This window comes from Pseudoramibacter alactolyticus ATCC 23263, assembly GCF_000185505.1.
Taxonomy (GTDB): Bacteria; Bacillota; Clostridia; order Eubacteriales; family Eubacteriaceae; genus Pseudoramibacter; species Pseudoramibacter alactolyticus.
This window is the reverse complement of sequence record NZ_GL622359.1, coordinates 726,767-741,329: the sequence shown is the minus strand read 5'-3', so window position 1 is coordinate 741,329 and position 14,563 is coordinate 726,767. Positions and strand designations below refer to the sequence as shown.

General features: G+C 50.0%; 10 protein-coding genes and 1 other RNA gene. 10 read left to right on the top strand and 1 reads right to left on the bottom strand.

Annotated elements, in window-relative coordinates; genetic code table 11:
* Window positions 1-2: 2 nt before the first annotated feature.
* From dut to rnpB, 7 genes are all read left to right on the top strand, one after another.
* Window positions 3-458, top strand: a complete 456-nt coding sequence (gene dut / locus HMPREF0721_RS03510; RefSeq protein WP_006598179.1) for a dUTP diphosphatase — start codon at window positions 3-5, stop codon at window positions 456-458.
* 334 nt (window positions 459-792) lie between these two features.
* Window positions 793-2,967, top strand: coding sequence for a DNA translocase FtsK (locus HMPREF0721_RS03505; protein ID WP_207635234.1), 2,175 nt, complete (start codon window positions 793-795; stop codon window positions 2,965-2,967).
* The gene (rimO, locus tag HMPREF0721_RS03500) at window positions 2,960-4,294 is read left to right on the top strand and encodes a 30S ribosomal protein S12 methylthiotransferase RimO (protein ID WP_006598177.1); all 1,335 of its coding nucleotides are present in this window, start codon (window positions 2,960-2,962) and stop codon (window positions 4,292-4,294) included. The genes HMPREF0721_RS03505 and rimO overlap by 8 nt, the downstream gene beginning before the upstream one ends.
* Entirely contained in the window at window positions 4,278-4,823 is a 546-nt protein-coding gene (gene pgsA, locus HMPREF0721_RS03495; protein ID WP_006598176.1) for a CDP-diacylglycerol--glycerol-3-phosphate 3-phosphatidyltransferase, read from the top strand. The genes rimO and pgsA overlap by 17 nt, the downstream gene beginning before the upstream one ends.
* Before the next feature lie 61 nt (window positions 4,824-4,884).
* Window positions 4,885-6,123, top strand: a complete 1,239-nt coding sequence (locus HMPREF0721_RS03490; protein ID WP_006598175.1) for a competence/damage-inducible protein A — start codon at window positions 4,885-4,887, stop codon at window positions 6,121-6,123.
* Window positions 6,124-6,153: 30 nt separating this feature from the next.
* Complete coding sequence (gene recA, locus HMPREF0721_RS03485) at window positions 6,154-7,266, top strand: recombinase RecA (protein ID WP_006598174.1); 1,113 nt, start codon at window positions 6,154-6,156, stop codon at window positions 7,264-7,266.
* Between the two features lie 62 nt (window positions 7,267-7,328).
* Window positions 7,329-7,664, top strand: an RNA gene (gene rnpB, locus HMPREF0721_RS11130) — RNase P RNA component class A.
* 65 nt (window positions 7,665-7,729) lie between these two features.
* On the opposite strand, the gene HMPREF0721_RS03480 is transcribed toward rnpB, so the two are convergent.
* Window positions 7,730-8,401 carry a S24 family peptidase gene (locus HMPREF0721_RS03480; RefSeq protein WP_006598173.1) on the bottom strand — a complete coding sequence of 224 codons (672 nt, stop codon included), beginning with the start codon at window positions 8,399-8,401 and terminating at the stop codon, window positions 7,730-7,732.
* A gap of 340 nt (window positions 8,402-8,741) precedes the next feature.
* On the opposite strand from HMPREF0721_RS03480, the gene HMPREF0721_RS03475 reads away from it, so the two are divergent.
* Genes HMPREF0721_RS03475 through HMPREF0721_RS03465 form a run of 3 tightly spaced genes read left to right on the top strand, consistent with a single transcriptional unit; the run spans window position 8,742 to window position 14,555 of the window.
* Complete coding sequence (locus HMPREF0721_RS03475; protein WP_006598170.1) at window positions 8,742-12,998, top strand: 2-hydroxyacyl-CoA dehydratase; 4,257 nt, start codon at window positions 8,742-8,744, stop codon at window positions 12,996-12,998.
* A 31-nt stretch (window positions 12,999-13,029) separates the two neighbouring features.
* Window positions 13,030-13,749: an isoprenyl transferase gene (locus HMPREF0721_RS03470; protein ID WP_006598169.1), complete on the top strand. Its 720-nt coding sequence runs from the start codon at window positions 13,030-13,032 to the stop codon at window positions 13,747-13,749.
* Complete coding sequence (locus HMPREF0721_RS03465; RefSeq protein ID WP_006598168.1) at window positions 13,749-14,555, top strand: phosphatidate cytidylyltransferase; 807 nt, start codon at window positions 13,749-13,751, stop codon at window positions 14,553-14,555. The genes HMPREF0721_RS03470 and HMPREF0721_RS03465 overlap by 1 nt, the downstream gene beginning before the upstream one ends.
* The last annotated feature ends 8 nt before the right edge of the window (window positions 14,556-14,563 follow it).

The window sequence follows — 14,563 nt, the reverse complement described above, 5'->3', positions numbered from 1 at the left end:
CGATGCGCAGGGAACATTGTCAGATTCGTCTGGTCAATCGCTCCGATTTTCCTGCGCCGGTTTACGAAACGGCAGGGGCATCGGGATTGGATTTGCGGGCAGCCATCGAGAACGAGATGGTGCTCGTGCCGCATCGCGTTTATCGAATTCCCACCGGCATTTATTTGGAGATGCCGGCAGGTTATGAAGCGCAGGTGCGCGCACGCAGCGGTTTGGCGTTCAAACACGGTGTGGCCATGGCCAATGGCGTCGGTACGATCGACGCGGACTATCGCGGTGAGATCGCGGCACTGATGATCGTGCTGATTGATGAGCCTTTTACCGTTCATCCGGGAGACCGCATTGCCCAGCTGGTATTTACACCGGTGGTGCAGCCCGAGATCATTGCGGTTGAGACCGTTGATGCTTTGAACCAAACGGATCGGGGAGCTGGCGGATTTGGTCACACGGGCCGATAATTTTCAGGATTGTTGGCCGCGCGCATGTTATAATTGATACACATTAAAACGGGACCCGATAAGGCGTCCCGTTTTCAATAGAAAGATTGAGAAATGGATGGTAAAGGTTTTGGATAAAAGAAAATCGAAGAAGACAACAAAAAATAACACCAAACAAAAAAAGAAGCCAGCATCCAAAAGTCAAACAACGAAAAAAACGGCCGAGAAAAAAACGCTGACCTCGGGTCAGATGAAAATACTGGGTCTGGCATTAATCGCGATTGCATTAATTAGCGCCTATTCCTATTCGACAGCGACCCCTAATCTTTTTGACCGCATTTGGGGGAAGGGGATTGTGAAATATCTGATGGGAAATGTGACGGTCATTTACTGTATCTATGCCATCGTCTCAGGTATTTTGCTTTTCGCAGGAAAGTGGCAGAAACATTCCAAGGTCATGGGTTATGTGTTTCTGCTGATTTCCAATCTGCTGATTTTCTTCAGCATGGGATGGCAATCGATGTTTCGTTACACCCTGATCGATATGTTCACCGTGCCAGTTGGCAGCAACGTTGCGTACGGAGGCATCTTCGGCTTGGTGCTCACCTATATTTTGCTCACGATCATTAAAAAGCCGGCAACGATTATTTTGGTGCTGGCATTGATGATTTATGAAATCTATATGATTGTCAAAACCATTTCGCCGGAATTTTACGATCGCTTAAAAACGGAAGGAAAAGCGGCCATTATCGGTAAAGTGAATGAGCTGAAGGAAGATCGGGAACTTGCACAGCGCCGCAGGGCGGCAGAAGCGGAGCGTCAGGAAGCGGAACTGGAAGATCAGGATTATGACAGCTTATTTAATCCCAGCGATATCGGCGAAGTGTCCGTCAATACGCAGTACGTTAATATTGACGACGTTATTGAAGGGTTGGACGAAGCGGCAGCAACACAGGCGCAGGCGGAAAGAGACCAGGTTATAGCGACGGCTAAAGCGCCGCAGGATCTGTTCTCCGGGGAAGAAACAACAGAAGATCATCCGGATTTCGGTAAAGAAGCGGAGGAGCCGGAAACTTTTGATTTGGATCTGGCATCCCAGGCGCCGACACCGGTTTATCATAAGCCGGACGTGGCGCTTCTCGATCCGGGGGTGCACCGCGGAAGCGATCGAAAAAGTGATGTGGTGAAAAAGGCCGGACAGATTGAAAATACCATGAAGGACTTTGGCGTCGATGCCAAAATTGTCGGCGTCGACGTCGGCCCTTCGATTACGCGCTTTGAGGTGCAGCCGGCAGCTGGGGTCAAAGTGGGGAAAATCGTCAACTTGGCCGACGACTTAGCACTGCGGCTGGCAACGTCCGGTATTCGGATGGAGGCTCCGATTCCGGGGAAATCGGCCGTCGGCATCGAGGTGCCGAACAAAGAAAGCGACGTGGTTGCCGTGGGCGAGATCATCGATACGCCGGCGTTTCGAAAGACGGAAGCGAAACTGCCGTTCGCTTTGGGTAAAACCCTGTCCGGTCAAAACATCATCGGCGATATCTCTAAAATGCCGCACTTGCTCATTGCCGGCGCAACCGGTTCCGGAAAGAGCGTGTGCATCAACACCATGATCATCAGCATGATCTATCGATTGTCGCCGGATGATCTGCGTTTTATTATGATTGATCCGAAAATGGTGGAGCTCAATATTTACAATGGGATTCCGCATATGCTCATACCCGTGGTGACGGATCCGAAGAAGGCGGCTTTTGCGCTTAATTGGGCGTTGAAGGAAATGACGAATCGCTACCAGCTCTTTAAAGAAGCCGGCGTGCGCAATATCGCGGGCTACAATAAGATGCGGCAAGCGGCCGGCGAGAGAAAACTGCCGCGAATTGTTATCATTGTCGATGAATTGGCCGATTTAATGATGACTTCGCCCAAGGAAATTGAAAGCGCCATTTGTCGATTGGCACAGCTGGCGCGGGCCTGCGGGATGCATCTGGTGATTGCAACGCAGCGGCCGTCGGTGGATGTGATTACCGGGTTGATCAAAGCCAATATTCCGTCCCGTATTGCCTTTGCGGTGGCATCCAATACGGACAGTCGGACTATTTTGGATCAGGTTGGGGCGGAAAAGCTCTTGGGGAAAGGCGACATGCTCTATTTCCCCTCAGGCAAATCCAAGCCGCTGCGCGTGCAGGGAACCTTTGTATCCGATGCGGAAATCAACCGCGTGGTCAAAGCAGTTTCCGACGGGGCAAAGCCCGTTTTTGACAACCATATCGAAAATGAAATCGAAGCGGCGCAGGTTCAAAATCAACAGGCACAGACCGAAGAAACTGCAGACGATTTGTTCCCGCAGGCGGCGGAGCTGGCCTTTGCGAATGGTCAGATTTCGACATCAATGGTTCAGCGCAAACTGCGGGTAGGTTATGCCAGGGCCGGCCGTATTATTGATGAGCTTGAGACGAAAGGTATCATTTCGGGCCCCAATGGCAGCAAACCGCGGCAATTGTTGATCACGAAGGAGGAATACCATGGCTGACAGCCCTGCTGTTTTTATTTCGACATTGGGGTGTGATAAAAATACGGTGGACAGCGAACAGATGGCCGGAGGGCTTTTGCAGGCGGGTTACCGTGTGACGGATGAACCGGACGCGGCCAGCCTGATTATTGTCAATACCTGCTGTTTCATCGAGGCGGCTAAAAAAGAATCCATTGACAAAATATTTGAATATCTGCCGTTTAAAACAAGGGGCAACTGTGAATGTTTTGTGGTGGCGGGCTGTATGGCGCAACGTTATGCGAAGGAATTGCGAAAAGAAATTCCAGAAATAGATTTTTTTATCGGCGTCAATCAGATCGACGATCTGCCGGAGGTGATTTCACATCAATCGGAAGAAAAGGCTTTTATCAGTGCGCATTTTTCGGCCAGTGCGGCGCCTCGTTATCTGAAGGATAAAACGGTGACGGCGTATTTAAAGATTAGTGAAGGTTGCGATAACCATTGCACCTATTGTGCGATTCCGACCATTCGCGGGCGACATCACAGCCGCACGCCGGAAGCGATTTTGGCTGAGGCCAAAATTTTGTACAGCAGCGGTGTGCGGGAATTGATTCTGGTGGCACAAAATTTGACGCAGTATGGCAGTGATCTGCCGGGAAATGAAAACCTGGCTTCGCTTTTGACACAGCTGTCAGAAAAAATTCCGTTCAAGTGGATTCGCTTGCTTTATCTGTATCCGGAAGGCATTACTGAAGAATTGCTGACGGCAATCAAGCATCATGAAAACATCTGCCGTTACTTTGATATGCCGATTCAGCACACAGAGAATGAAATTTTAAAACGCATGGGGCGACACATTGACAAAGCGCAAATTTATGATAAAGTAAAATTAATCAGGAAAATGTTGCCGGATGCGGTGTTGCGAACGACGGTGATCGCCGGTTTCCCCGGTGAATCGGAAGCGCAGTTTGAAGAAATGCTTGCAGATCTTCAAACGCTTCGCTTTGAGCGGCTGGGCGCTTTCGCTTATTCTCGGGAAGAGGGAACACCGGCGTATACCATGGCCGATCAAATTGACAAAACCGTTAAAGAAACGCGCTTGCGCCGGATTTATGAGCAGCAGCAGGGCATTACCGCGGCGGCGAATGAAGCCATGATCGGCAAAACGGTGGAAGTTTTGATTGATGAAAATCAGACGAACGGGGTTTCGATCGGCCGGACGCGGGGGGAGGCACCGGAAGTGGATTGTGACGTACTGATTGAACAGTCTGATTTACCCGTGGGACAATTCTTTAAAGTGAAAATTATCGATTCAATAGAATATGATTTAATAGGAGAGTTGGGAGAAAATGAATTTACCGAATAAGATTACTTTGTTCAGAATGATCTGCATTCCGTTTTTTGTGGCGGCAATGGCCATTCAATTTCCGCATCACCAATTGGTGGCGCTGGTTATTTTTGCGATCGCGGCCTATTCCGATCACGTGGATGGCCACATTGCCAGAAGCCGCAACTTGATTACGGATTTTGGCAAGTTTATGGATCCGCTGGCCGATAAGTTACTCACGGCATCCGCTTTTATCTGTCTGGTTCAGACACAGGCGATTCCGGCATGGGTGGTCATCGTGATCATTGCCAGAGAATTCGCTATTACCGGCCTCAGAACATTGGCGGCGAATGACGGCGTGGTCATTGCTGCGAGCAAATGGGGTAAAGCCAAGACCATGTCACAGATGATTGCAATCATCGCACTGATTCTTTACAGCTGGCCGGTCGCCGCTTTTCCGGCACTGGGTATTTTTGGGCAGATTATGATTTATGTAGCGTTAGCTCTGACCTTGATTTCCGGAATTGATTATTTCAGACTCAACAAAGGGGTTATCAAAACCATGTAATGCAAAGCGCCTGCACGACAGGCGCTTTTTTAAAGAAAAAATCTGAAAAGGAAAAGGACCAATGAATTGTGAAATTATTTGTGTCGGCACGGAACTCTTAACCGGAGATACCCTTAACACCAACAGCCAATACATTGCCAGAGAATTGTCCAAAAATGGATTTTCAGTTCATTTTCAAACGACGTTAGGCGATAATCCGGGTCGGTTAAAGGACGTCTTTGAAGCGGCGGTTAAACGCAGTGATGTCGTTGTGGTGACTGGAGGCCTCGGTCCGACGCAGGATGACTTAACCAAAGAAACCGTGGCGGCTTTTTTCGGCATGTCCATGCAGCGGGACGAAGCGCAGGTCCGCAAAATGAAACAACACTTCGACCGGCGCAATTATGTCATGACGGACAACAATTTCAGACAGTGTGACATTCCCGTCGGCGCCAAGGCGATCAATAATACTCAGGGCACAGCACCGGGGATTCATATCGAAAAGAACGGCGTCAGTGTTTTTCTTCTGCCCGGACCGCCGAGCGAAATGAAAGCCATGTTCGATCTTTATGTGATGCCGATCCTCAAGAATCGCACCAGTCAGCTGGTGATTTCCCGTTATTTTAATATCTGCGATTTTGGGGAATCCATGGTGGAAGAAATGATTTTGGATCTGGTGAATCATCAAACCAATCCAACCATTGCGACTTATGCCAAGCCGGGAGAAGTGTTGGTGCGCATCACAGCCAACGGCACCGATGCGGCAGCCATCAATGGCCTGCTGGACAAATATTCAAAGGAAATGGATCGGCGTTTTGGCCGTCATATTTTTGCCCATGCCCAAAAAACATTGGCCGAGACAGTGGGGGATCTGCTGCTCAAGAAGCATCGGACCATGGCCACGGCGGAATCTTGCACCGGCGGCCTCATCGCATCGCAGATGACAGCGATTCCTGGAATTTCGGAAGCTTTTAAAATGGGTGTGGTAACCTATTCTAATGAAGCGAAAATGAGACTGCTCGACGTTCAGAAAAAAACGCTGGATAGGGTAGGCGCCGTTTCTGAAGAAACAGCCCGGGAAATGTGCGAACATCTGGCGACGCTCTCGGAATGTGATGTCAACGTATCGGTGACCGGTATCGCCGGGCCAGACGGCGGCAGCGCGGAAAAGCCGGTAGGATTGGTGTATGTCGGCGTGCACGCCGACGGACGGACACGGATTGAAAAATGCAAATTTGCGGGCAGTCGGCAAACCATTCAAAAACGCTCGGCCAACAAGGCACTTTGTATGGTAAGAGAAGCAATTCTGAACCTGCAATAAAGATTCAACTTTAACGAAAAGGAGGCTCGTATGGCCAAGAAAGAAAAGCCCTTAGATCCGGTGATGGATATTACGGATGCACAAGCACGCAAGAAAGCCCTGGATAATGCCTTAAAAAACATTGAAAAAACTTATGGGAAAGGCGCCGTGATGCGCCTTGGCGACAGTGGCGCCAGAGATGTTGATGTCATTTCGACATCGTCGTTGCGCATTGATATGGCGCTGGGGATTGGCGGCGTGCCCAAGGGGCGAATTATCGAAATTTACGGCCCGGAATCTTCCGGGAAGACGACATTGGCGTTGCACATTATTGCCGAAGCTCAGAAAAAAGGCGGCAATGCGGCCTTTATCGATGCAGAACACGCGCTCGATCCGATTTATGCGGCCAGCCTCGGCGTGGATATCGATAATCTGATCGTTTCCCAGCCGGATACCGGCGAACAGGCCTTGGAAATTTTAGAAGCGCTTTTGCGAAGCGGTGCCATTGATGTGGCGGTTATCGACTCGGTGGCGGCGCTGGTGCCCCGCGCCGAAATTGAAGGGACCATGGGGGATTCCCATGTCGGGCTGCATGCAAGATTGATGTCCCAGGCGCTGCGGAAGTTGACAGGCGTGATCAAAAATTCTAACACGGCGACTATTTTTATCAATCAATTGCGGGAAAAGGTCGGCGTGATGTACGGCAATCCGGAAGTGACGACCGGTGGCCGCGCACTGAAGTTTTATTCTTCGGTCCGCATGGATGTGCGCCGGATTGAAACGCTCAAAAAAGACGGTGAAATGATCGGCAACCGCACCCGCTGCAAGGTGGTTAAGAACAAAATGGCACCGCCGTTTAAAACTGCGGAATTTGACATTATTTATGGCAAGGGGATTTCCCATGAAGGGGATGTGCTGGATATGGCCGTCGAGCTCGACATCATTAAGAAGTCCGGATCCTGGTTCTCCTATAATGGCGAACGGCTGGGGCAGGGGCGTGACAACATTCGCCAGATGCTCGAAGATAATCCCGATCTTTGTGACGAGGTTGAAGGTAAAGTGCGTGATCATTATCTGAATAACGGTGAAGAAACAGCGGCCCCTAAAGAAGTGCCGATGGATGATGCGCAGGAGGCCTTTGAAATGGGGACGTTTAAGGACTGACCGAACGACAAGAGCGGCAATGGCCTCTTGCATTAATTTGGAAAATCGTTATAATAGAGATCTGACTAGGCCGGATAATCGCGGGGCAACCTGAGGAAAGTCCGAGCTCCACAGGGCAGAATGCCGGATAACGTCCGGTGAAGGCAACTTTAAGGCAAGTGCAACAGAAAGCAAACCGCCGCATGTCGGTAAGGGTGAAAGGGTGAGGCAAGAGCTCACCAGTGGTTAAAGTAATTGGCCAGCTGGGTAAACCCCATTCGGAGCAAGACCAAGAAAGAGTGTTAAAAGGCGGCGGCCCGTCGCTGCTCAATGGTAGGTCGCTTGAGTCCGCCGGTGACGGCGCGGAACCAGATAGATGATTATCAAGACAGAACTCGGCTTACAGGCTTAGTCGTAAAAAAACCAGGCATATGCCTGGTTTTTTTATGCGCGGATTCAGAGGATACATTGGAGGACAATGCATTTAGTATGAGAAATAAGCTTCCTCAACGTGGCGGCGGTAAACAATCGTGCCGATCGTCTGGACGTGGTGTTTGCGGATATCGTAAACGGCGGCATCCGCATCGGCGTTAAAAGGCTGGGTGATGAGCTTATTGCCCATTAGAATAATTTTGCGGATGATCATAGGTTCCTTGTTGACGTGAAGAGCCACGGTCGCGCCGGATGTGAGTTCGGTATTCAGGCGAATCACGACCAGATCGCCTGCGGTATAGGCTGGCTGCATGGCGTTGTCGGGAATCCGATAGCCGAAGACAGGTCCCCATTCGGTGAGCTTGTCAATGGGAATCGAGAGGTGGTCGGCGGTTTTGTGGTTAGAAAAAATCGGCCGGTCATAGCGAATTTCATCAAACACGGAAATATCGAAGGCGTGCCCCGCCGCGTGGGTATCCCCTAAAATTTCCGATTCATACATCGAGACGGTTTTACCCATCAGCCATTCCGGATTCACGTCAAAATAATCGGCCAAGGCGTAAACCGTGGTCATTTTGGGAGCCATTTCGCCCCGAGTGTATCGGGAGATGCTGGGCGGAGATAAATTGAACTGCTCTGACAGTGAATAGGTGGTTTCGTTAAAATTTTTCATTAATTGTTTGAGCCGCTGTCCGAAAATGGATTTATGAATAGAATTGCTCATGATAGACCTCAGTGTATTGGGATATGATAAAATAAAAAATTCGAAAAGATCAAAAAGTTGTTAAATAATTTCGTTTATTATAGCATATTCTTTGGCAATTGAACGCAAAAAATCTGAAAGAAAGTGGGAAAGATATAACGAAAAAGTGATTTTTCTGAAAGTTCAGCTAAAACGGCGGTGACGCTATTTGCATCCACTAACCCTTTTGAGGTATAATCCTGGGATAGCATTGGCTTAGAAACGCTATAAAGTAGTGAAGGCGTGTGCATGCCACAAGATTTTGGGTGTGACACCGGAAAAAATATAAAAAGCAATAAATCAATAGAAAGAAGTAGCTGAAATGAACTATCGGATGGGATTGGACGTCGGCTCGACCACGATTAAAGTGGTCGTTCTCGATGAAAAAGACAAAATTGTTTTTAGTGATTACCGCAGGCACCGTTCGAATATTAAAATCTCGATGAGCGCCCTGCTCCGCGAGGTTTATGAAACCTTGGGCAATGTGCAAACGCATATATCCGTGACGGGGTCTGGCGGGATGCTCGCGGCCAAATGGCTTGAAATTCCCTTTATTCAGGAAGTGGTGGCTGGGACGCTCGCCGTTGAGAAAAAGATTCCGAAAACGGACTGTGCCATTGAGCTTGGCGGCGAAGATGCCAAGATCACTTTCTTTGAAGGCAGCATCGAACAGCGCATGAACGGGACTTGCGCCGGCGGAACCGGGGCCTTTATCGATCAGATGGCCTCGCTTTTGAAAACGGATGCCGCCGGGCTGAATGAGTTGGCCGAAGCGCACAAAATGATTTATCCGATTGCGTCGCGCTGCGGCGTTTTTGCGAAAACCGACGTACAGCCGCTGATCAACGAAGGGGCAGAACGTGCCGATATTGCGGCTTCGGTGCTTCAGGCGGTGGTCAATCAAACAATCTCGGGCCTGGCCTGCGGGCACACCATTAAAGGCCATGTGGCCTTTTTGGGCGGGCCGCTCTATTTCCTGTCGGAGCTGCGGCAGCGCTTTATTGAAACCTTGGAGCTCACGCCGGATGAGGTGGAATTTCCGGAAAACTCCAATCTTTTTGTGGCGTTGGGTACGGCTTATGCCAGTGAAAAAAAAGAGGCCGTCGATTTTGCCGATGTCATCGACCGGCTGGACAATCCCTTTGCGGATGATTCCGGCGTCGGCCGCTTGGAGCCGCTCTTTGCAGACGATGAAGAACGCCGGGCCTTTATCGAACGTCACGACAAAGACAAGGTCAAGCGTGGGGATTTGTCGACCTACAGCGGACCGGTGTATCTTGGCATCGACGCCGGATCAACCACCACCAAAGCCGCGATTATCGGCAAAGACTGCGAACTGCTTTATAGCTATTATTCGAGCAATGAAGGCAGTCCGCTGGATAAATCCATTGAAATCCTCCGGGATATTTACGGCAAGCTGCCGAAAGATGTTTATATTGCCAAGGCAGCCTCCACAGGGTATGGAGAAGGCCTGATTCAGTCAGCGCTGCATATGGACATTGGCGAGATTGAAACGATGGCCCATTTTAAAGGCGCGCAGTATTTTCGCCCGCAGGTGGATTTCATTCTCGATATCGGCGGCCAGGACATGAAGGCCATGCGCATTCGCTCGGGCACCATTGATAACATCGTGCTGAACGAGGCTTGTTCCTCCGGCTGCGGTTCTTTTCTTGAAACCTTTGCCAAGTCGCTCAATCTGCCGATTTCGGACTTTGTCGAGGCGGCCATGAATGCGGAAAGTCCCTCCAATTTGGGAACGCGCTGCACGGTCTTTATGAATTCAAAGGTCAAGCAGGCCCAAAAGGAAGGCGCTTCCGTCGGGGATATCTCCGCCGGCCTTTCGTATTCTGTGATTCGCAATGCGCTGCAGAAGGTCATCAAAGTGCACAACCCTAAGGAGCTTGGCGAACACATTGTGGTGCAGGGCGGGACCTTCAATAACAACGCGGTGCTGCGTGCTTTTGAAAAGATTACCGAACGCGATGTGGTCCGTCCGGATGTCGCCGGCTTAATGGGTGCCTTCGGTGCGGCGTTAATCGCGAGAGAACGCCGGCACAAAGGCGAAAAGAGCACCATTTTTGGCCTTGAAGATTTAGACAAATTTGATGTGACCATCAAGCATCGCCGGTGCGGCGCCTGCAGCAATAACTGCCAGCTGACCATCAATATTTTTGCAGATGGCAGCCGTCACGTCACTGGCAACCGCTGTGAAGTGGGCGCGGGGGGCAGCAGGCACAAGAAAAGTATTCCCAATTTGTACCAATACAAATACGAACGGCTTTTCAATTATGAGCCTCTGCCGGAAAATCAGGCGCCCCGCGGTGTCATCGGCATTCCCCGGGCGCTCAATCAATACGAAAACTATCCCTTTTGGTTTACGTTTTTAACCTCGCTGGGTTATCGGGTGCTGCTTTCAGCCAGTTCCACGCGCAAAATTTACGAAAAGGGCATGAGCTCGATTCCCTCGGATTCCGTGTGTTATCCGGCCAAGCTGACCCACGGACACATTCAGGATCTGATCGATCAGGGGATTCGCAAAATTTGGTATCCCTGCGTGGCTTATGAAGAACAAGAATTTGATTCGGCGGATAATTGCTATAACTGTCCGATTGTTATGTCTTATCCGGAAACCATCAAATACAATATGGACAGTCTGGCCGAAAACGATATCGATTTTATGAATCCTTTCCTTTCTTTGGAAGATGCGGACCGTCTGAAAGAACGGCTCTGCGAAATTTTCGAACCGGAGGGGGTTTCGTCGGACGAGGTGGCTGCGGCACTGCGCCATGCCTACGGTGAAAAGCATCATGTTGCCAGAGATATGCACGATAAAGGGCTTGAAACCATCGAATGGCTACAAGAACACGGCAAGCGCGGTATCGTTCTGGCCGGCCGGCCCTATCACGTTGATCCGGAAATCAATCACGGTCTCGACAATATCATCACGGCGCTTGACATGGCGGTGCTCACTGAAGATTCGGTGGCCGGCCTGGCCAACGCAGACACGGCCCAGCCCTACCGCGTGCTGGATCAGTGGAAATATCACAGCCGGCTTTACAAAGCGGCGGAGGTTGTCACCAGGCACGACGAACTGGAGCTGGTTCAGCTCACATCCTTCGGATGCGGGCTCGATGCGGTTACCAGCGAACAGACTCAGGAAATTCTTGAACACAAAAGCAAAATTTACACGCTGATCAAAATTGATGAGGTCAGCAATCTCGGCGCCATCCGAATCCGGATGCGTTCATTGAAGGCGGCGATGGAAGAACGGCGGGAAAACGATATTGTGGTGCCGGGGAAGGAATTGACTCAACGCGTCACATTCACAAAAGACATGAAGAAAAAGCACACGATTCTGTGCCCGCAGATGTCGCCGATCCATTTCGATCTGTTCTCCGTGGCGCTCAATGCCAGCGGCTATAATGTGGAAGTGCTGCCCAGCGTGGACGACAAAGCCGTCGACGCGGGGCTCAGCTATGTCAACAACGACGCCTGCTATCCGAGCATTTTGACCGTTGGACAGATCATGGCCGCGCTCAAATCCGGCAAATACGATTTGAACAACGTCTCGGTGCTCATGTCCCAGACCGGCGGACCTTGCCGCGCTTCGAACTATGTGGGCTTTATCCGCAAGGCGCTCAAAGAAGCCGGATTGGAACAGATTCCCGTGATTTCGATCAACACCGTCGGTTTAGAAAGCAATCCCGGTTTTAAGATCACGCCGCAGATGGCCAACCGCATCGCTGTCGCTGCGGTTTATGGCGATTTGTTCCAGCGTGTGCTTTACGCCACCAGACCCTACGAAAAGGAAACCGGCGCGACGGATGCTCTCTATCAGATGTGGCGGCGCAAGGTGAGAAGCAGCATCATTCACCCGAGACCGTCTGCATTTAAGCGCAATGTGCGGGAAATTGTTTCTCAGTTCGATGTGTTGCCGCGGATCGAAAAGACCATTCCTAAAGTTGGTGTCGTTGGGGAGATTTTGGTAAAATATCATCCGACGGCCAACAACAACCTGGTGCAGGTGCTGGAGGACGAAGGGGTCGAAGTGGTCGTGCCGGATATCATTGACTTCTTTTTATATTGTTCCTATAATGCCATTTATAAGCACGACGTTTTATCGGGAAAAGCCAGCGCCAAGCGCAATGGCAAGCTCATTATTCGCGTGATTGAAATGTATCGCAAGAATATGAAGCGCGCTTTGATCAAAAGCCGTCATTTCGGACCGCCGTCGACAATTTACAAGAAGGCGCAGAAAGCGACAGAGCTTATTTCCCTGGGGAACCAGGGCGGCGAAGGCTGGTTTTTAACGGCGGAAATGATGGAGCTCATCGAAGGCGGCGTTGAAAACATTGTTTGTGTTCAGCCTTTTGCCTGTTTGCCAAACCACGTGATGGGCAAGGGGATGATCAAACCCATCCGCAAGCGTTATCCTTATGCCAATATTTCCCCCATCGATTACGATCCCGGCGCGTCGGAAGTCAATCAGATCAATCGGATTAAGCTGATGATCGAGACTTCATGGAAAAATCTTGAAAAGAAACAGGCTTCGGAAGCCTTAGAAGAAAAAATCGGCTGATCAAAGCAGAAAACGGAGAGAGACAAACGCCATGGAAATGTACGGCTGTCAGATAGATGAAAACAGATTGCCGGCCCACGTAGCCATCATTATGGATGGCAACGGCCGTTGGGCCAAACAGCGCAAACGCCCTCGTATTTTCGGGCACTATACGGCAATGAAAGCGGTTCGGGGGACGATTCGCACCGCGTCGGATATGGGGATTCGGGTTTTGACCCTCTATGCCTTTTCAACGGAAAATTGGAAGCGCAGCCAGGAGGAGGTCTCCGGACTGATGAATCTCGCCATTGATTACTTTATTAAAGAGGTGACTAATCTGGACGATCACGATGTGCAGGTTCGGGTGATTGGCGACCAATCGATTTTGCCCGAACGCCTTCAAAAAGCGGCGGCTAATATGGTCGAACAAACCAAGGGCAATACCGGTATGGTGCTCAATATTGCTCTGAATTACGGCGGCCGGGAAGACATTTTGCAGGCGGTTCGCCAGATTGTGGCTGAGGGTATTGTGCCCGAGGCCATTACCGAGCAGGTGTTTGCCGATCATCTTTATACGGCGGGGCTGCCCGATCCTGATTTGGTGATTCGCACCAGCGGCGAAGAACGCTTGAGCAATTTTTTGCTCTGGCAGAACGCCTATGCCGAATTTATTTTTGATCCAGTACTATGGCCGGACTTTGACGAAACACTTTTTTGCAAATTAATCGCGGCCTATCAGCAGCGGGACAGAAGATATGGAGGCGTCAAATAATGGCAAAACGTATTGTGACGGCAGTGGTTGGTCTGCCGATTTTGATTGCACTTTTAGTTTTAGGCGGTTGGTTTGTCTATGCTTTAACGTTAGCATTGGCAGTTATCGGGATGGTTGAATACATTCACGCCATCAATCATCGATTGCCGATTAAAGCCGGTTACTTTTGGCCGATTATTTTTTCGGCATTGCTGGTGACCGTGATGCATTTCGATTATCAGCTGGCGCTTCCGGCATTGTTTATCACCTTTATTTTGACCTTTGTCATTGAAATTGCGGGCAGAAAACATAATGCTTATCGCGCTATGGCGACGGTTTTCGGGTTGGTTTGGGTACCGACCATGCTCGGGCATCTTCAGCTTTTTGATGCCATGCCTCAGGGAATTTACTATCTGTGGATGGTGTTTATCCTCGCCTTTGTGACGGATACCTTTGCGTATTTTGTCGGAAAATTTTTTGGAAAAACGTCGCTGACGCCGGAAATCAGTCCGAATAAAACGGTGGCGGGCGCCGTGGGAGGAACCGTGTCAACCATTATTGCCATGGTGATTTATGGTGTTGTGCTCAAGCATTATTTTGCTTTTGACTTGCCGCTTTATCTCTACGGTATTTTGGGGTTTGTCGGCGCAATTATTTCCCAATGCGGTGATTTGACCGCATCGCTGATCAAGCGGAAATTAGAGATTAAAGATTATGGGAAATTATTGCCGGGACACGGCGGTGTGCTCGATCGCTTTGACAGCATTATTTTTGTTTTGCCCATTGTGTATTTATTTGCTCAGTTGACTTTTTCGAGTTTGGTTTAATACCAATG